13 protein-coding genes and 3 tRNA genes are annotated in these 19,993 nt (G+C 46.5%); 14 read left to right on the forward strand and 2 right to left on the reverse strand.

The features are described from left to right. Positions 1-59 precede the first annotated feature (59 nt). From folP to pnp, 13 genes are all read left to right on the forward strand, one after another. Positions 60-911 carry a dihydropteroate synthase gene (folP, locus tag BS617_RS00500; protein WP_212667397.1) on the forward strand — a complete coding sequence of 284 codons (852 nt, stop codon included), beginning with the start codon at positions 60-62 and terminating at the stop codon, positions 909-911. Positions 912-926: 15 nt separating this feature from the next. Further along, complete coding sequence (gene glmM, locus BS617_RS00505; RefSeq protein ID WP_075173363.1) at positions 927-2,282, forward strand: phosphoglucosamine mutase; 1,356 nt, start codon at positions 927-929, stop codon at positions 2,280-2,282. A gap of 38 nt (positions 2,283-2,320) precedes the next feature. Continuing rightward, on the forward strand, positions 2,321-3,073 hold the full coding sequence (gene tpiA / locus BS617_RS00510) for a triose-phosphate isomerase (RefSeq protein WP_075170985.1): 753 nt from the start codon (positions 2,321-2,323) through the stop codon (positions 3,071-3,073). 12 nt (positions 3,074-3,085) lie between these two features. Then, the gene (secG, locus tag BS617_RS00515; protein WP_212667398.1) at positions 3,086-3,451 is read left to right on the forward strand and encodes a preprotein translocase subunit SecG; all 366 of its coding nucleotides are present in this window, start codon (positions 3,086-3,088) and stop codon (positions 3,449-3,451) included. A 9-nt stretch (positions 3,452-3,460) separates the two neighbouring features. After that, positions 3,461-3,546: transfer RNA gene (locus BS617_RS00520), tRNA-Leu, on the forward strand. 50 nt (positions 3,547-3,596) lie between these two features. Next, positions 3,597-3,673, forward strand: a tRNA-Met gene (locus BS617_RS00525). 121 nt (positions 3,674-3,794) lie between these two features. After that, entirely contained in the window at positions 3,795-4,250 is a 456-nt protein-coding gene (rimP, locus tag BS617_RS00530; protein WP_075170987.1) for a ribosome maturation factor RimP, read from the forward strand. Positions 4,251-4,282: 32 nt separating this feature from the next. Then, positions 4,283-5,773 carry a transcription termination factor NusA gene (gene nusA / locus BS617_RS00535; RefSeq protein ID WP_075170988.1) on the forward strand — a complete coding sequence of 497 codons (1,491 nt, stop codon included), beginning with the start codon at positions 4,283-4,285 and terminating at the stop codon, positions 5,771-5,773. A gap of 24 nt (positions 5,774-5,797) precedes the next feature. Then, positions 5,798-8,350 carry a translation initiation factor IF-2 gene (infB, locus tag BS617_RS00540; RefSeq protein WP_075170989.1) on the forward strand — a complete coding sequence of 851 codons (2,553 nt, stop codon included), beginning with the start codon at positions 5,798-5,800 and terminating at the stop codon, positions 8,348-8,350. Positions 8,351-8,360: 10 nt separating this feature from the next. Continuing rightward, a complete protein-coding gene (gene rbfA, locus BS617_RS00545; RefSeq protein WP_075170990.1) occupies positions 8,361-8,756 on the forward strand; it encodes a 30S ribosome-binding factor RbfA in 396 nt (131 codons plus the stop codon). A 2-nt stretch (positions 8,757-8,758) separates the two neighbouring features. Then, positions 8,759-9,715: a tRNA pseudouridine(55) synthase TruB gene (truB, locus tag BS617_RS00550; RefSeq protein WP_075170991.1), complete on the forward strand. Its 957-nt coding sequence runs from the start codon at positions 8,759-8,761 to the stop codon at positions 9,713-9,715. Positions 9,716-9,875: 160 nt separating this feature from the next. Beyond that, positions 9,876-10,142 (forward strand): 30S ribosomal protein S15, encoded by a 267-nt coding sequence (gene rpsO / locus BS617_RS00555; RefSeq protein ID WP_075170992.1) that lies wholly within the window; start codon positions 9,876-9,878, stop codon positions 10,140-10,142. Between the two features lie 214 nt (positions 10,143-10,356). Then, complete coding sequence (gene pnp / locus BS617_RS00560) at positions 10,357-12,462, forward strand: polyribonucleotide nucleotidyltransferase (protein ID WP_075170993.1); 2,106 nt, start codon at positions 10,357-10,359, stop codon at positions 12,460-12,462. A gap of 127 nt (positions 12,463-12,589) precedes the next feature. On the opposite strand, the gene BS617_RS00565 is transcribed toward pnp, so the two are convergent. Continuing rightward, positions 12,590-13,021, reverse strand: a complete 432-nt coding sequence (locus BS617_RS00565; protein WP_370052942.1) for a c-type cytochrome — start codon at positions 13,019-13,021, stop codon at positions 12,590-12,592. Between the two features lie 224 nt (positions 13,022-13,245). On the opposite strand from BS617_RS00565, the gene BS617_RS00570 reads away from it, so the two are divergent. Beyond that, positions 13,246-13,322: transfer RNA gene (locus tag BS617_RS00570), tRNA-Arg, on the forward strand. Between the two features lie 595 nt (positions 13,323-13,917). Here BS617_RS00570 and proA read toward each other — a convergent pair. Then, positions 13,918-19,821: an anti-phage protein ProA gene (gene proA, locus BS617_RS00575; protein WP_075170994.1), complete on the reverse strand. Its 5,904-nt coding sequence runs from the start codon at positions 19,819-19,821 to the stop codon at positions 13,918-13,920. Between the last annotated feature and the right edge of the window lie 172 nt (positions 19,822-19,993).

The following is a 19,993-nucleotide window of genomic DNA, read 5'->3' on the forward strand; positions in this document are numbered from 1 at the left end:
CGTTGATTTAATAGACCGGATGCTGGTGCAGTATTCGGTCTTTTTGTATGTGGTCTAGTATGAAACAGTTGGTATGTGGTTCCCGAACCTTGGATATGTCCCGTGTTCACGTCATGGGTATTTTAAATGTGACGCCGGACTCTTTTTCGGATGGCGGGCGTTATTTCTCCCATAGGGACGATTTAGATAAGGCGTTAGCACGAGCACGAGTTATGCTCGATGAGGGCGCTACTTTAATCGATGTCGGTGGTGAGTCTACGCGCCCCGGAGCAACACCAGTCTCTGAGCAAGAGGAAATGGATCGAGTTTTGCCTGTAGTGGAGCGAATCGCGCAAGAAATGGACGTTGTTATTTCAGTTGATACGAGCACTCCCACTTTAATGGCAGCGGCCGGTGATTTGGGTGCGGGTATGATTAATGATGTTCGCGCATTATTGCGTCCTGGGGCGGTTGATGCTGTCGCTAAATCATCAATGGCGGTGTGTTTAATGCATATGCAGGGGGCTCCTTTATCGATGCAAGAAGCGCCTAAGTATGATTCGGTCGTAGATGAAGTGTTGGTGTTTTTGCGTGAACGTGTTGCTTTATGTAAGGCTGCTGGTATCGAAGCGAAGAGGATTTGTTTAGATCCTGGATTTGGATTTGGAAAAACGCTTGATCATAATCTCTGGTTAATGAACAGTCTGGAGAATGTGCTGTTGGATGATTTGCCTTTGCTGGTGGGGACGTCCCGAAAAAGTATGATCGATGGGGTGCTCGACAAGCCTGTCGATCAACGCTTGTCGGGAGGGTTAGCTACCGTTGCATGTGCGGTAATGAAAGGAGCAAAGATAGTCAGGGTTCACGATGTAAGCGAAACAGTGGATGTGGTTAAAATGACCGAAGCGATTTTGAACGCAAAGCGTGTTTAACAAGAGAGTATGGATGTGAGTAAGCAATATTTTGGAACGGATGGTATTCGTGGTCAGGTAGGGAAGTTTCCAATCACCCCTGATTTTATGCTCAAGCTGGGCTGGGCTGCGGGTAAAGTCTTTGCTCGTGATGGGCGCTGCAAAATTCTTATTGGTAAGGATACGCGTATATCGGGCTACATGTTCGAGTCCGCTCTAGAGGCGGGTCTATCGGCGGCAGGTGTCGATGTTTTACTTACAGGGCCAATGCCTACTCCAGCTATTGCTTATCTTACGCGAACGTTTCAAGCGAATGCGGGTATTGTTATATCGGCTTCTCATAATGCCTATGGGGATAACGGGATTAAGTTTTTCTCGGCGCAAGGCACGAAATTGCCCGATGAGATCGAGCATGCCATTGAGGCGCAAATGGACCTTGTGATGACGACGGTAGATTCTGCGCGCCTAGGCAAGGCTAAGCGGGTACCTGATGCGCCGGGGCGTTATATCGAGTTTTGTAAATCTTCTGTGCCAACAGGGTTTAACTTGCAGGGCATGAAGATCGTATTAGATTGCGCTAACGGGGCGACCTATCATGTCAGCCCGGAAGTTTTATCGGAGCTGGGAGCAGAAGTTGTTGAAGTAGCGTCCTCGCCAGACGGAGTCAATATCAATGAGGCGTGTGGGGCTACCGCGCCTCAGCGTTTACAAAAAGTTGTAGTGGGAGAGAAAGCCGATCTTGGCATAGCGTTGGACGGGGATGGCGACCGGCTCATTCTGGTGGATCACCAAGGTGAGGTCGTTGATGGAGATGAGGCGTTATTCATTATTGCTAAGCAAATGAAAGACCGCGGTGAGCTAGAAGGTGGTGTTGTCGGGACGCTGATGAGCAATTTTGGGTTAGAGCAGGCATTTTCGGCAATGGGTGTGCCTTTTGTGCGAGCTAACGTTGGTGATCGGTATGTTATGGAAGAGCTTAAAAACCGGGGTTGGTCTGTCGGTGGTGAAAGCTCGGGACATATTGTATGTAAACATTTGACATCAACAGGTGATGGCACGATTTCCGCACTGCAGGTTTTGCGAGCGATAAAAGATACGGGTTTGACATTGCACGAGTTAAAAAAGGCAATGGAAAAAATGCCGCAGACTATGATTAACGTAAGAATGCATAAGCGTGTTGATATTCGTTCGGTGGAGGAAATTCAGTCAGCAGTGCAGCGTACAGAAGCCGCACTCGGTGGAAATGGTCGGGTTTTACTGCGACCTTCTGGCACGGAACCTCTTGTTCGGGTGATGCTGGAAGGTAAAGATAAATCCTTGGTTGAAAAATTGTGTGCTGAATTAGCTAAAGATGTAGAAAATGCTTTGTATGCTCTTGTAAGCCAAGAGTAACTTCGTTAATATTTGCGCCTCTTGAATGGAGGGTCACTATGCGGAAGTTAATTGTCGCAGGTAACTGGAAGATGAATGGGACAAAGCAGCTTGCTGCAGATATGGTCCATGCACTAAAAGAAGCCAGCTTACCTACTGATGTGTCCGTCGTGGTTTTTCCTCCCTCTATCTTGGCTGGTTCGTTTGTGGATTGTTCTGGTTGCAAAACTGGGATTCAAAATATTAACAGCGAGCCTTCGGGTGCTTACACTGGTGAACTCTCTGCTTCAATGGTTAAAGAAGCAGGTTGTAGTTATGTGTTGGTAGGGCACTCAGAGCGCCGGTCTTTATTTGGCGAGCAAGATGATGTTGTGGCGGCAAAAGTTAAAGCGGCTGTAGATAATGGCTTGATGCCGATGCTGTGCGTTGGTGAGACACTTGAGCAGCGTGAAGCGGGTGATTACCTTGCGGTCATTAAAAGCCAAGTGGTATTGGGTCTGAGTCGTTTATCGATTGCTGAGCTGGAAAAGGTAACCCTTGCATATGAACCTGTATGGGCTATTGGTACAGGCCGGACAGCAACGCCAGAACAAGCGCAAAATGTTCATGCAAGTGTGCGTGAAGTTTTAGCTGAAGAATATAGTCGTAAAGTAGCGGATGAAATGTCGATACTTTACGGTGGGAGTGTCAATGCGAAGAGTGCAGGCGCATTGTTTGCCCAGCCGGATATAGATGGTGGCCTTGTTGGTGGAGCATCTTTGAAGGTTAACGAATTTTTGACGATATGCAGCGCAGCTGCAGATAATGTCTAGGCGGTCTAAATAATGGAAACTGTAGTTCTAGCGGTACATGTGATTTTAGCGGCAGGTATCATTGCTCTTGTTATGCTGCAGCAAGGTAAAGGCGCAGAAGCTGGTGCAGCTTTTGGTGCTGGTGCTTCGCAAACTGTTTTTGGTAGTCAGGGCTCTGGAAATGTTTTAGGGCGCTTTACGGCTATTCTTGCTGCTGGCTTGTTTGTGACCAGTTTTGTTTTGGCTTTTTATGCTAAGCAGCAGGCATCAAGTATTTCAGATGCGGGTATTCCTAGCATCGAAGAGGTTCAGTCTGTAGATGCTGTTCCTGAATTACCTGTACTTGAGCAACAGCAATCAGCTCCGGTTGATGCTGATGTTCCCTCAGCAGGTGAGTAGTTAGTTTTTGCCCAAGTGGTGGAATTGGTAGACACGCTATCTTGAGGGGGTAGTGGCTTATGGCTGTGCCGGTTCGAGTCCGGCCTTGGGCACCATAATTTGCAATGCAAGTGCATAATGTGTATAGTTATGCACCTGTTTCTGATGCGGGATGGAGCAGTCTGGTAGCTCGTCGGGCTCATAACCCGAAGGTCGTTGGTTCAAATCCAGCTCCCGCTACCACTTATTATGAATTGGCCCCTATCAAGGGGCTTTTTCGTAAATGTGGTTTTCAATGTATTCGCAGAAATGGGTCCTAAGAGACCCATTTTTTGTTTCCGAATGGTTTAGCAGAGGTTAATAAGTGTCAGCAAAGCTGAAAAAAATTCAGGAGATGCTGGAGCCTGTCGTGCAGTCTCTAGACTGTAGCCTGTGGGGTATGGAATATATTACCCAAGGTAAACACAGCATGTTGCGTGTTTATATCGAAAAAGAGGGTGGTGTGTCTGTGGATGATTGCGCGGCAGTGAGCCATCAAATTAGTGGTGTGCTTGATGTCGAAGATCCAATTTCCGGAGAATATACGCTTGAAGTATCTTCCCCAGGTATGGATCGCCCTCTGTATACGCTTGAACAGTTTACAGAGTATGCAGGTAACATCGTACAGGTAAAGCTGCGTATTCCATTTGAAGGTCGCCGAAATTTTAAAGGGTTGCTAAATGGCACCGAAGGCGAAGATATATTGCTGGTTGTGGATGACGAAGAGTTTTTGCTTCCGATTGATTTGATCGATCGCGCACAAGTTGTCCCACAGTTTTAAAAGTACTATCGAGGATAGAGCGAGGCAGCAGCATGAATAAAGAGATTCTACTGGTTGCAGAAGCAGTTTCTAATGAAAAAGACGTACCTAAAGACGTCATTTTTGAAGCCATTGAGTTGGCGCTAGCAACAGCGACTAAAAAACGTTACGACGAAGAAGCAGAAATTCGCGTCGTTATTGACCGTGCCACGGGTGATTATGAAACTTTCCGTAGCTGGTTGGTTGTAACTAATGACGTGGTGCCAATGTTAGGCACTGAGTTAACATTTCAAGAAGCCGAAGAAATTGATAGCAAATTGCAGCCGGGCGATACCTATGAAGAACAGGTTGAGTCGGTTGCCTTTGGCCGCATAGCCGCGCAGACCGCTAAACAGGTTATCGTGCAGAAAGTGCGTGAAGCTGAGCGCGCTAAAGTTGTTGATTTGTACCGCGACAAAATTGGCGAGTTGATTTCGGCTAGTGTAAAGAAAGTTACACGGGACAACATTATTGTGGATCTAGGTAACAACGCTGAAGCGTTATTACCTCGTGAAAATGTTTTGCCGCGTGAAGTATTTCGTATGGGCGACCGTGTGCGTGCCGTTTTAACTGAGGTTCGTTCTGAAGGCCGCGGCCCGCAGCTGATCTTAAGTCGCACCTGCCCAGAGATGTTGATTGAACTTTTCCGTATTGAAGTACCCGAAATATCAGAAGAAGTTATTGATATCCGTGCCGCTGCTCGAGATCCTGGATCGCGCGCTAAAATTGCCGTAAAAACAAACGACGGTCGCATAGACCCTGTTGGTGCTTGCGTGGGCATGCGTGGTGCTCGTGTGCAAGCGGTTTCCAATGAACTTGGCGGTGAGCGAGTTGATATTATTTTGTGGGATGATAATCCTGCACAGTTAGTTATTAACGCGATGTCACCAGCAGAAGTGGCTTCGATCGTTATCGAAGAAGAGTCCCACTCTATGGATGTTGCTGTTGCGGAAGAAGCCTTAGCTATGGCTATCGGTCGCGGCGGTCAAAATGTTCGCTTGGCATCTGAGCTGACTGGCTGGGAACTCAATGTCATGTCTGAAGATGAAGCGCAGGCAAAACAGCAGTCTGAAATGGGCTCTGTTATGGATGTGTTTATTAAGCACTTAGACGTGGATGAAGATGTCGCTTCTATTTTAGTGGAAGAAGGTTTCACTACGTTAGAAGAAGTCGCTTATGTGCCTGTTGATGAAATGTTAGAAATCGACGGCTTTGATGAAGACATCGTTAATGAGCTTCGCTCGCGCGCCAAAGATGCACTGTTAAATATGGCGTTAGCAAATGAGGAACAGCTAGAGAATGCTGAGCCTGCAGAAGACCTACTCACGATGGAAGGTATGGATCGTCACTTGGCGTTCCTGTTAGCCGCTCGTGGTGTTGTTACAATGGAAGACCTTGCTGAGCAATCAGTTGAAGAGCTTCTGGAAATTGAAAATATGACTGAAGAAAAAGCGGCGGAAATTATAATGACCGCACGTGCGCCCTGGTTTGCGGATGAAGCTTAAAGTCAACGGAGGAGATTTACCAATATGGCAGAAGTCACAGTAAAACAACTTGCCGATGTGGTTGGTGTTCCCGTTGAGCGTTTATTAACGCAGATGCAGGAAGCGGGTATTGCTGGTAAGAACCAAGATTCAATGGTTTCTGAAACCGAGCGTCAATCATTGTTAGGTCATTTAAAACGATCTCATGGTGATGAAAACGGTGATGGCGATTCCCCGAAAAAAATCACATTAAAGCGTAAGACAACATCTCAGCTTAAAGTAGCTGGTGCTTCCGGTAAGAAAAAAACCGTTAATGTAGAAGTGCGTAAAACTCGTACATACGTTAAGCGTTCAGATGTTGATACGGATGAGGCTGCTCAGCAAGCACAAGCTGAAGAGCAAGCACGTTTGGCAGCAGAAGAAGCAGCACGCGTTGCTGCAGAGCAAGCCAAGAAAGAAGCTGAAGAAAAGGCACGTCTCGAAGCAGAAGAAGCTGCTCGTAAACAGGCGGAAGCAGCTAAAGAGAAACAAGCCGCGGCTCCTCAGCAAACAGAAGCTCCAGCACCTAAGCCTGCTGAAGCCAAACCCGTTGCAAAAGAGAAACCGGTGGAAGTAAAACAACCTACTAAGGCTAAACCAGCCGAGCCTAATCGTACCACCGAGCCTAAAAAAGGCTTCCGTGGTGAAGATAAAAAGCCAGCAAAAGGCCGAGGTGGACGTAACGATTTTAATAATCGTGATGATCGTCGTGGTGGCAAACTGTCTCGTAACTCTAAGACGCCGCGTAAGCAGCAGTCTAATCGTAATAACGAGCATGGCTTCACTGAGCCACAGGCACCAAAGGTTCATGATGTAGCCATTCCAGAGAGTATTACGGTTGCTGAACTGGCTAAGAAAATGTCAGTTAAAGCGGCAGAAGTGATCAAGGTTATGTTCAAAATGGGCGCTATGGCGACCATTAACCAAGTAATTGATCAAGACACAGCGGTACTTGTTGTTGAGGAAATGGGTCATGTACCTAAGCCGATGCAAGAAAATGCTGTTGAAGAAGCCTTGATGGAAAGCATGCAAAGTCACGAAGGTGATCGTCAAGGCCGTGCTCCAATCGTTACGGTTATGGGTCACGTTGACCATGGTAAAACATCGCTGCTGGATTACATCCGTCGCACACGTGTTGCTGCCGGTGAGTCTGGTGGTATTACGCAGCACATTGGTGCTTACCATGTTGAAACAGACAATGGCATGGTTACCTTCTTGGATACTCCAGGACACGCTGCGTTTACGGCTATGCGAGCACGTGGTGCTAAGCTGACTGATATTGTAATCCTTGTGGTTGCAGCTGATGACGGTGTTATGCCTCAAACAGAGGAGGCGGTTCAGCACGCGCGTGCGGCTGGTGTTCCTCTTGTTATCGCCGTTAACAAAGTAGATAAAGAAGACGCTGATCCTGATCGTGTTAAAAACGAGTTAGCTCAGCGTGATGTTATCCCTGAAGACTGGGGTGGTGATGTTCAATTTATCGAAGTTTCGGCTAAAACCGGTCATGGTATTGATGACCTGCTAGAGGCGGTGCTGTTACAGGCCGAAGTTCTAGAATTGAGTGCTGTTCCAGAAGCACCGGGTCAAGGTGTAGTCGTTGAGTCTCGTTTGGATAAAGGACGTGGTCCAGTTGCGACGTTGTTAGTACAAAACGGTACGCTTCGTAAAGGTGATATTGTTCTTGCCGGTCTGCATTACGGACGCATCCGTGCGATGTTGGATGAGAATGGTAAAGCCGTTGAAGAAGCTGGCCCGTCTATCCCTGTTGAAATACTTGGTTTGGATGGTACGCCTGCAGCGGGTGATGAGTTTGCTGTTGTTTCCAATGAGAAGAAAGCGCGTGAAGTTGCATTGTTCCGTCAAGGCAAATACCGCGAGGTTAAGTTGGCGCGTCAACAAGCATCGAAACTTGAAAACTTGTTTGAAAACATGCAAGCCGGCGATGTTAAGTCTCTGAATATCGTACTAAAAGCGGACGTGCGTGGTTCTCTGGAAGCGTTAACTAACGCGCTAGAAGATTTGTCGACAGACGAAGTAAAAGTCGTCATTGTTTCTAGTGGTGTAGGTGGTATCGCTGAGACAGAAGCGAACTTAGCGTTGGCTTCCTCTGCATTGGTGATAGGTTTTAACGTTCGTGCTGATGCACAAGCCAAAGCTATTATTGATCGTGAAGGCATTCAATTACGCTACTACAGTGTGATTTACGACATCATTGATGACGTTAAGCAGGCAATGACGGGGCTTCTATCTCCAGAATTCCGTGAAGAAATTGTCGGTATTGCTGAAGTACGTGATGTATTCCGTTCGCCTAAATTGGGCTTGGTTGCTGGTTGTATGGTAACTGAAGGTACGGTCTTCCGTAACAAGCGGATTCGTGTACTACGTGATAACGTTGTTATCTATGAAGGCGAATTAGAGTCGCTACGTCGCTTTAAAGATTCCGTTGCTGAGGTTCGCCAAGGTATGGAATGTGGTATCGGCGTTAAAAACTACAATGATGTGAAAGAGGGCGATCAGATCGAGGTATTCTCGACTGTTGAAGTCCAACGGACACTGTAAACGGAGTCGTATGGCACGCGAGTTTAGTCGTACACAACGAATCGCTGACCAGATCCAAAGGGATCTGGCTCAGGTGATTCAGTTTGAAATTAAAGATCCCCGTATGGGGATGGTGACAATTAGTCACGTAAAAGTCGCTAAAGATCTAGGTTATTGCGATGTCTACATCACGGTTTTACCGTTAGGAGACCAAGATGAAGCAGAGTCGATCGCCGTATCGTTAGATGTGCTGCGTAAGGCAGCTGGTTTTTTACGTCATGAGTTATCCCATAAAATTAAGCTACGTGTAATGCCACAGTTGCGTTTTCATTTCGATGAGAGTGTAGAACGTGGTCGCCAATTACATAGCTTGATTGAAAAAGCAGCGCGCGAGCTGCGGGATAAAGAAGCCTCTGACGAGGAATAAGCGTGGCTAGAACAAGAAAAGGCCGTCCTGTGGACGGCATTTTATTATTAGATAAACCGCAAGGCGTCAGTTCTAATCATGTGCTGCAGGTTGCTAAGCGTCTTTTTGGCGCGGCAAAGGCTGGCCATACCGGCGCTCTTGACCCATTAGCAACAGGTATGTTGCCACTCACCTTTGGTGAGGCTACTAAGTTTTCACAGTTTCTTCTCAATGCTAATAAGCGTTATCAGACCATGGCTAAGTTAGGCATCCGAACCGATAGCAGTGACGCTGATGGAAAGGTGATCGCGACCGCTAATGTGGGTGATGATATAACGCAAGCCCGTATCGCCAGTTTGCTCGTTGAGCATTTTACTGGAGAGATAGAACAAGTCCCTTCAATGTTCTCGGCTTTAAAGCATAACGGGCAGCCGCTTTATAAATTGGCAAGGCAGGGCGTTCAAGTTGAAGTCAAGCCGCGTCGAGTCACCATTTTTTCGATTGAAATAATGGCCTTTCGCGGGGATGAGGTTGATCTGGATATATGTTGCTCAAAAGGAACGTATATTCGTTCAATCGTTGAGGATTTGGGGCTGTTGCTAGGTTGTGGGGCCCATGTGAAAAGGCTTCGTCGCTTGGACTCGGGGCCTTATCTCGCCAAAGATATGATTACCTTAGACGAATTGCGTGAAATAGCTGAGCCTAAAGCGCCTGATGAGTCTCAGGAAAGCATACAAACTCGTCTTGATGCGCTATTATTAGCGCCGTGGTCAGCGATAGAAGATACACCAGTGATTGAGTTAACAGCAGAGCATTGCCAGTTGATTCGCCAAGGGCAAAAAGTATCGGTTGAGCACAGGCCGGTTTCGTTGATTCGAATACACGAAAAAGGCTCAAATACTTTTTTAGGGATAGGTGAAGTGACAGATGATCGACGCCTTAAGCCGACTCGTTTGTTGAGTACTCAAGCTGCATCTTAGCTAGAGGTTTTGCCTATTCTGATTGTTTCGCTTAAGCGCTCTTTTGTGCTTTTGCGTTAGACGGTTTACTGAAAATATGCTCGGTATACCGTGACATTTAACCGGCAACGTGACACCAAAGGTGCATGATTGTCTGCATATTATTTTTGGAGTTAAACAGATGTTAACAGTTGAACAAAAAGCGCAAATCGTTGCAGATTTCGGTCGTGGTGAAGCAGACACAGGTTGTACAGAAGTACAGGTTGCTTTGCTTACCGCTAACATTACTGGTCTGCAAGAGCATTTCAAAGCACATAAGCACGATCACCACTCACGTCGTGGTCTGATCCGCATGGTAAACTCGCGTCGTAAGCTGCTTGATTACTTGAAAAAGAAAGATGCGGATCGTTACTTAGCTTTGATCGGCCGTCTAGGTCTGCGTCGTTAAGCTGAACTCTACAGAGGCCATACAATGTATGGCCTCTGTTTTATAAGCCTCCTGTTTGAGTGGATGCGATTTCAACCCGCCTGTACTCATTTGTGTTTCTGCTATTCAATAAGATAGCTGTGTTATAAGAAATACAAATGAGTACTGGCTTAAAGATGGTGTCGAAACGCGCTCTCCTGCAGGTATATTTTTTGTCTTTTTAAAGGAGTTAATCGTGTTTCAAACGATTACTAAAACGTTCCAATTTGGTGGCCAAGAAGTCACAATCGAAACGGGTCGTGTTGCTCGCCAAGCAACAGGCGCTGTATTAGTTACTATGGGCGGCAACCAAGTATTGTGTACGGTTGTTGGCGCTAAAGAAGCCAAAGACGGTCAAGATTTCTTCCCGTTGTCGGTTCATTATCAAGAGAAGTACTACGCCGTAGGCCGTATCCCTGGTGGTTTCTTCAAGCGCGAAGCGCGCCCATCAGAGAAAGAAACACTAACATCACGTCTGATCGACCGTCCAATTCGTCCATTGTTTCCAAAAGGCTTCATGAACGAAGTACAGGTTATCTGTACGGTCATGTCTGCAGATAAGGTAAACGATCCGGATATTGCTGCATTGATTGGTACATCAGCGGCTTTGTCGATCTCGGGCATTCCTTTCGTAGGCCCAATCGGTGCTGCACGTGTTGGCTTTACAGAAGCTGATGGCTATATCCTAAACCCTAACTATGAGCAGCTAGCTACTTCAGAGTTAGACATGGTTGTTGCAGGTACGTCTGATGCGGTTTTGATGGTTGAGTCAGAAGCCCAAGAACTAACCGAAGATGAAATGTTGGGTGCGGTATTGTTCGCGCACAACGAGATGCAAGTAGCTGTTAATGCAATTAATGAGCTAAAAGCCGAAGCCGGTAAGCCAATGTGGGATTGGCAGCCAGCTGCTAAGAACGAAGCGCTGATTGCTCAAGTTAAAGAGCTTGTAGGTCAAGGTATTGCCGATGCATACCAAGTGGCTGATAAAATGCAGCGTCAAGGTGCGTTGAGTGAGTTGCGTAACCAAGCTGTTGCGGCTTTGTCTGGTGAGGAAGGTCAGCCTAGCGCTAAAGAAGTGTCGGGTGTTGTGAGCTCGGTTGAGAAGCAGATCGTTCGTCAGCGTATTGTTGATGGTGCTCCGCGTATCGATGGCCGTGATACTAAAACGGTTCGTCCAATTGAAGTAGCTATCGATGTACTGAAAGGTACTCACGGTTCTGCACTATTCACGCGTGGTGAAACGCAAGCCATTGCGACTTGTACGTTAGGTACTGCACGTGATCAACAGATCATTGATGCGATTGAAGGTGAGCGTAAAGATCCGTTCATGTTGCATTACAACTTCCCTCCTTATTCAGTTGGTGAAGCAGGACGTATGGGTGCAACAGGCCGTCGTGAAATAGGTCATGGCCGTCTAGCGCGTCGTGGCGTAGCGGCAATGCTACCATCACAAGAAGAGTTCCCATATACCATCCGCATTGTATCTGAAATCACGGAATCAAACGGCTCTAGCTCTATGGCCTCTGTTTGTGGTGCTTCACTAGCTATGATGGATGCTGGCGTGCCGCTTAAAGCCCCTGTTGCAGGTATCGCAATGGGATTGGTTAAAGAAGGCGAAAAGTTCGCTGTTTTAACTGATATCTTGGGTGACGAAGATCACCTAGGTGATATGGACTTTAAAGTAGCTGGTACTGAAGCAGGTGTTACAGCACTGCAGATGGATATCAAGATTACAGGTATTACCGAAGAAATTATGGAGATTGCATTGGAGCAAGCGTTCAATGCACGTACCCATATTTTGAAAGAGATGGCTAAAGTTATCGGTTATGCACGTCCAGAGCTTCCTGATAATGCACCAGCGATGACTCAGATTAAAATCAACCCTGAGAAAATTCGTGACGTTATCGGTAAAGGCGGAGCGACTATCCGTTCGTTGACAGAAGAAACGGGTGCTATGATCGACATCGATGATGATGGTACGGTTCGTATCTATGCAGCGGATAAAGCTTCTGCAAAAGCGGCAACTGATAAGGTTATCGAAATCACTGCTGAAGCGGAAGTTGGTAAAGTTTACGAAGGTAAAGTGGTACGTATCGAAGAGTTTGGTGCGTTTGTTAACTTATTGCCAGGTAAAGACGGCCTAGTTCACATTTCTCAGATTGCTAACAAGCGTGTTGAGAAAGTGACTGATTACATCAACATGGGTGATGTGATTAAAGTTAAAGTACTTGAGGTTGATCCACGTGGGCGCATTAAGTTGTCTATGAAAGACTTGATTGAAGATGAGTCTGTTGAAGGCTAATCGCTGATAGTCGATTAAAAAAAGCCCTCTTATGAGGGCTTTTTTGTGGACGCTATACGTTAAGAGCATCGTAAACCAATAAAAAACCTCGCAGTGCGAGGTTTTTTATTGAAAGTGATAAGGGCTATTAAGGGGCGCTATCGATCATGTATTCGATAGCAATTTTCAGCTCATCGTCAGAACATGTGGCACATGTTCCTTTTGGTGGCATGGCATTAATACCGCTGATGGCTGTGGCTAAAAGGCTATCAATGCCCTTAGCAGCTCTGTCAGTCCATTCGCTCGTACCAAACTTAGGCGCGCCAGCAACACCGATAGAGTGGCACGCTGCGCAAGCACTGTTATATACCTCTTCACCTGAGCGAGCACCGCCGGCTGTTGTAGCGACTGCTGCTGCGGCACCGCCACAAGAGTCATCACCTTCTAGGCATACGTTGCCCGCTGGCTTTATACGCTCGATAATTTTTTCATCGGAGGTTGCTGCACCTACCGAACTAGCCAGGGCTAAACTTAAACCCAATGCGCTTAAGATTGATGTCACTTTAGCGATCAATTTCACAGTGGAGACCTCGTCACGGTTCATTAGATGCTTAAGAGCATCATTAATTTTAATAGCGCAAATTATACCGATAAAAGCACCTAACAAAAAAGGGGTTATATATTGGTCTTAAGGCGTATAACAACATAAAGTATTGAGGTTAGACAATGAAAAGCACTTTTTGGCTTTTCAGCTTGGCAAAGCCACGTTAGCTACGTATTATTAGCGCCCACATGAATGAGTAAGCGCCTGTAGCTCAGCTGGATAGAGTAGCAGGTTCCGATCCTGTTGGTCGGGGGTTCGAATCCCTCCAGGCGCGCCATTTTTTCTGAGCTAATTCTGGTTCTTTTAGCCACAAACCTTTGGTAATGCTTGGCGCCACTGCTATTAATTTTTCTAGTTTGGGGTTGTGGTGAATTGATTTCATTTCATTAGTTGTGATTCTGTTGTATGAGTTAAAGCATGAAATGATATGCTTTCATAGATGATTTTTTTGCTAGCATGTTGAAATTAAAGGTAAAATTTAAATAACTTTATAAAGAATAAGTTTAAATTTTCTATATGAAATAACTTCCAATTCGAGTAGATGTGTTATTGCATGTGCAATGCAGTATTTTGACTACCTCTAGCAGGCTCTTCTGCCCAAAGTGTGCTCTACAGCAATTCAGCTAAAAAACGGCAGGGAGCGAATGAAGAGCAAAGGCGTTCGCTGAGGGTAAAGCTCTGTCGCTGATTAATGGTGATGAGCTTTCACGCATGCTCGCAGAAAGGTGCAGAGGCGCTCTGAACCAGTTGCAGAAGCTAAAGTGACTGCAGCCGTCATTCACTGCCCCAAACGCAGGGTGGTAGTACCGTAAAGGCTTTATTTTGCTAAGGCGGTAAACTAGCCATGCAATAATTACTAGTTTGCCGGCCCATCAGTTACTTAATTCAATATTCTGAACATTATCGATCCATGTCTGGAAAATTTCAGCTGTCGAGCTGTGGCGACGACTCATCTTAAATTCACTAAATAGCCAGTCAATTGGGTCTTTAGGTTGAGCAGCAAGCGCAGCACGAGCTATACCAATTTTTTCTTGGTAACATAAATTCTTCCAGTCGCGCTCAAGGCCAAAAGCATAAAGGCCTCTCCATGGGATCTCATCGCACACATCATCCGGTGATAGCCAAACAGTTGTTTTTTCTTCGCCCTCTCGCCAGAAACCAGCCCAGCCTTTAATTACATTGCGTAGATGCTGGCGTTGTTTACGAGAGCTACGACTCAAATCGTGCTTGAGTGCAATATCGAGAGTCAGCTCGTGAAGCGTAATCCCATTTTTGAGTTTTAATATAGATTTGGCTAGGCTGCTTAGATTCACCCAGTGATCTGCATCAAAGTATTTATCGCTGTCATAGCATGGAAGGTCTGCAAGTACATCACGCAAAGAATTAGACGGTGATGCTTGAAGATGAATCGATGTGGTTTTGGCTTCTTCGCGCTTGCTGTCGAGCTGAATATCATTCTCACTCGAGTTTGTATTAGGTGTACAGGAAGAAATCTGATCTGCCTCTGGTTCTTGCTCGGGCATTGAGGCTGATATTATCTCAGGCTCTGACACTACAACGTCCTCAGTTTCACGATCTTCAATTAATAGTGCTTCCAACCTTTCGTGGATTTTCTTTATCGCATGCTCTGGCTCTTGGAAGTAATCAGTTGACCATAAGCGAACGATGCGCCAGCCAAGATTCTCAAGGATTGTTTGGCGCACACGATCACGATCGCGTGCTGAGGGAGAACTGTGGTAGGTAGCACCGTCACACTCAACACCTGCTAGATATTCGCCGGGCTTATCTGGATGAATAATACCCAGATCTACGCGGAATTTAGATACTCCCACCTGTGTCTGAACCTTCCAGCCCTTCTCTCGAAGAGTCATGGCTACAGCCTGTTCAAAGTCTGAATCAAATTGGTCAACACCGTAATTAGCCGAACTAAACTCAGCTAACGCAATTGGCCCACGCTCGGCGAATTCAAGGTAGTTTTTAAGGTGCTCTACGGCCGTCGCTTGTGTCCTAGACAGGTCAACCATAGATGAATCAAAACTAGAGAAGACCAACATTTCAGTTGTTGCTCGCGTAACTGCAACATTTAGCCGGCGTTCACCGCCTTGTTTGTTTAGAGGGCCGAAGTTCATGCTCATGGTACGGCCACGAGGTTCAGTTGGGCCGTAGGTTAGCGATAGGATAATAATGTCACGCTCATCTCCTTGAACTGACTCAAGGTTTTTAACAAATAACGGATCGTAGTTATCCGTTGCAGTAAAAAAATGTTCGAGTTCGGGATTTTTGCGGCGCGCCTCATCAATCAAATCCTCAACCAAACGTTGTTGTTGTAAGTTGATTGTAACGATTCCCATTGAACGTTCTGGCGCACCGTTAAGCATGTCTGTCAGGCGCTGAACGACCTCCGTTACTACTGCTTGTGCCTCGATGGCATTGGTCTGACCGCGACCTTTAGCATACACACCGTCAATGCGGTGCAACGTTACAGCGCTAGTTTTTGTTTCTGCTGAAGGGAAAGTGGTGAGCTGATTCTCATAATAGTGCGAGTTAGAGAATGCTATCAGTGTTTCATGGCGGCTACGGTAATGCCCCGTTAAGCGAAGATGCGGTAAGCGTGCCGCTAGCGCTTGATCCAATATGGATTCTAAATCACCCTCATCTGAGTCTTCTTCTTCTTTGCGCCCAAACGTATTGCTAGGTGGCATCTGCTTTGGATCACCAACGACTATGACATTCTTTCCACGTGCGATTACGCCAACTGCATCCCAAGTAGTGATTTGAGAAGCTTCATCGAACACGACAAGATCAAAAAATGCAAAATCGGCAGGTAAGAATTGCGCGACTGATAACGGTGACATCATAAAACAAGGTGTCAGATCTGTGAGAGCGTCTCCCATGTCACTCACCAATGCACGCACAGGTTTATGTCTAGTTTTTTTCGTCAGTTCACGTGCGAGTACACTATACTCTGCTGGTGTATCAGGGGAGTTTCGATCAGGCACGCCCCCAGCAGTTTTAGCCAAAATATACTCGGCCGTCGTTGCTGAGACATCAGCATCAAGCTCACGGAACATCTCAATGGTGGATTCATGAGAGGCACCTGCAAATTGAACTAGGGAAGGGCTCTGATCGATCAGTTTAGGTGCTAACCAGACACATAACGCAGTCATCGCATTAGCCTCACAGTCTCGTGGAGCAATGGCGCGCTTTTCCAACAACAACGATAGTGGCTCAAGCTGGTATTGAGCTGCATGTTTCTTGGCCGCCAACCAGCGGCACCAACGGCTTAAGCGTTCACTCTGATCCGCCATAACACCAAAGTCAGCTGCAATTTTTTGAAGGTCATCATCAACGTTAATGGTGATTTTGAGGTTTTCAGCATCGTGAATAAGCGCTGTCATGTTAGCTGCTTCCTCGGCTACACGGCGGGCCAGGTCTACGATCTGCGAGCTATCGGATAGGAAGTCTCGACCGTCCACTAGGTGTCGGCGTAACGTACCAACAGGAAGTGTCGGATCCGCAAAAGATCCGATAAACGTTTTAAAGAGCTCTAATGCACGGGTACCATTCGTAAAGGATCTATTGAGTTGTTGTGGATCTGAATCAATACCGGACCAAATTGCCGTTCCTTCGAGCTCTGCCGCACTGCTTTTAAGTTGCTTAAGTGTTTCACGTGCAGTGAGTGCTGAATCAAGAATCCCAAGATTTTCGATCTTGTCAAGCCCTTTCGCACTCATCACTTTACGTAGGTTATGGCGCTTCAAAAAACCAAAGAGCCCGGTAGCTTCGTTGCGCTGATGAATCCATTGATCCCAATCACACTCATCGAGCATCACCCATTTAAGACCGTGACCAAATTCTTTTATTTGGTCGTGCAGCTCGGTGTGTAAAGGTATGCAGTTGCTCAATGCATTAACACGAGACGGTCCGCCGCCTTGAAGCGCGAAATCGACATCCCCATTTAGCACTAGATCGCATAATTCAGCCAGCCCAGAAATATGGGGTAGCTTAGCCGGTGATATGTGCTCAAGCGGGAGGTCTAGGGCTTTTACCAAAGCTTCTACGCTCGAGCGTGCTTTATTTGCTGCGGTGTGTATTCGATTTGCACACGAGACAGCAGAAGTACGCCATTGGTTTGAAAACTCTAATTGGCGGATCGAGTTGAAATTAGCAGGGTCGAGATCTTCGATCTCACCAAAGGCGATACCCAGTTCTCTCGCCGTTTCTAAGTATGGATCTAGTTCTGCTTCTGTTCTGACCGGAGCTTGGCTTTGATCTTCTGGCCACTCTAAGCGTAATGGATGCTCATACGAGAAGCGAACTACCCTTGCCATTGCATCACGGGCAGACAGTCCAAGCGCATGCTGCCTATGTAGCTCTGATACATAGTTATTCAATCCGTGACGGACTTTTTCTAGCTTCTGCGCCTTCGCTATCCATTCGCTCTGGCTAGCGCTTTCTCGCTGCGTCCATGCAGCACCCAACTGATTAAGTACCGACTTTTTGTTTACTTTGTTTGAATGCAACTCCAAACAGAGGTGTTCTAATCCGATTTTTTCCATACGGCGGTATACGACCTGAAGTGCCGCCATTTTTTCGGCTACAAAGAGTACTTTCCGTCCTAGTGCTAAGTTTTGACAGATGATGTTCGCAATCGTTTCTGACTTGCCTGTACCCGGTGGTCCTTCAAGGACGAAGTCTTGAGGGTGGGAAGAGGCCTCTACTGCGACCATCTGAGAGGAATCGCAGTTTAGCGGTGCGTAGAAAAACTCTGGGGTTATCTTGTCGTCAACTTCGTCACGCTTTATGAAGGAACTATCCTGTTTGAAGGCATCAGATGGGTGCTCTACAAGGTGGTCTACAAACGGACTTTGTTTAAGGAGCTCAGTACGATCGCGAAGATCTTTCCACATAAGGTATTTCGCAAACGAAAACGAGCCAAGAACAATCTCTTCAACAACAATAAAGCCTGGTTGATCCCGGATCGCAGCTCGAACGATATTCCAGATCTCTTCTACATCAGCGCCAGAATCATCTTCTGGGAGTTCGTGGCGTAACTGCTCGAGATTAATATCGTAATCTCTCTGAAGCATTTCAATGAGTGTTAGGTTAAAGGTCGGTTCTTCATCAGGGAGCTGGCGTAGCATAACCTTAGCCTGTGCGCTACGACGCTCTAGTTTTACCGGTAATAGAATCAGTGGCGCACGAAATGATTTTTCACTATCTACTGTCTCTTTCCAGCGAAGCATACCGATCGCTAGAAATAGAGTATTTGTGCCCCCTTCTTCCAAATCATTCTTAGCCTTACGAAGGAGTTCAACGAGCTTCGTTTCTTTGCGTTTTAACGTGTCGTTAACAATGAGCTTTTTGTTGTCGAGCTGTTGTAATGCAAACTCTCTGTGTAGGTCATCGCCTGTGCTGAGCCGAAATGCTTCGGTACTACGCTCTTTATCAACAATCGGTGTTTCGTCCGCTGAAACAAAGCTAAAAACCTGATCGGCGGCTAGCATATCCTCGAGCTTGCCTAAATCCGGACAGAAGAGCTTCAAAGCAGAGCTTTTTACATTAAGTAATGGATTACGTTTCGTTAAATCTAGTAGCTTACGCTGCCACATATCTACGCGAGTATCAGGGGTTTCTTCATAGATCCAATCACCTGCACGCACCGGTGGTAAAGGTGGTGGCAAGTCTATACCGATGGTTACGCCTGCCTCACTATCTTCGCTATTGTTATCCGCTTCTCCATTGGTGTTATCTTCGATGACTCCAATTGGTTTTACTCGACGAGCTCGTGCTTGTGTGATGTCTATTAACATCACGAACTCAGATTCCTGATCCTCTTCCAGCAAAGTCTTAGCGCGTTCGATCGCTTGTTTGAATGTAACGGGCGAATCATTGGTGACCAGTGTTGTCTCGAACATCACAATGTCGGACGTATCCATACGCTTACGGAGATCAATAGGATCGTCATTGGTGAGCACAGGGAAGCATTCATCAATCAACCAAAAACCTGCGAACGCATGTGTTTTCGTAAAAGCGATGACGGGGTTCAACCCCATATTCTCTAGGCAACTGGCAAACAGGACCGAGGTATCGAGGCAGGCTGCTGTCTTATGCTCCAATATATCGGCTGCAGGGCGGATACGCTGCCCACGTTCGGCCCATCCGTTTGGTGGTGACAAGTAGGTTAGGCGCTCGTTAAAAATTGTTGACCAAAGTGCGGCACCGAACAAAAAAGGTCGCTCACGAGTGTTGGATTGATACCCATCGATTGCGCTGTTCTGCCTTGTGTTGCGAAGCCCCTGTGCGACTTTAGCGGTTAGTACTTCAACTGTATGAACATTAGGCTGAACAAACGCACCTAGCAGTTCAGCTTGGCGTGACTCACCGCCCCAGTAATCGGCAGGTAAGAAACTGATTTCATGATGTGACGAGAGTTCATGCGTTTGCCCATTACCATCAATATAAGACACAGCGAACGTTAGCTGAACCAGCATTTCTTCCGTTAAACCTGATAGCTTATCGAAGTTTGGTTTTAGTGGTCGTTCCTGTAGCTTTGTGGACTGCCCTGCTTCAAGGCGATCTATTAGCCACTCTTCAGGCTCAAAGTAGATGGGAGAGCTGGTGAGACGAACACGTATATCTCTGAAAGATTGTGAAGATTCAACTTCGACTTCAACCGGTGCTGATAGGAGCACTCGATTCAGTAATGAGTAGGCGTTTTGTTGCGCCGCTAGTGAAAAAGTGGATGCCAGGTCGCTGTTGAGCTGCAACTTCATATTAACTTCCTTATTACATTTGCGCAGTATCGTGTTGTCTCGGCTGGCATTCGTTTGATAGCAGGATCGAGCAGCACATCAAGTCTAGAACCTAGGAATAAGTTCCTCAAGTATTTTAAGTTGCATAGCTTCCCACATAAGGCACCTTCTAATGTGTTATGGACGACACTAT

The organism is Neptunomonas phycophila, assembly GCF_001922575.1.
Taxonomy (GTDB): domain Bacteria; phylum Pseudomonadota; class Gammaproteobacteria; order Pseudomonadales; family Balneatricaceae; genus Neptunomonas; species Neptunomonas phycophila.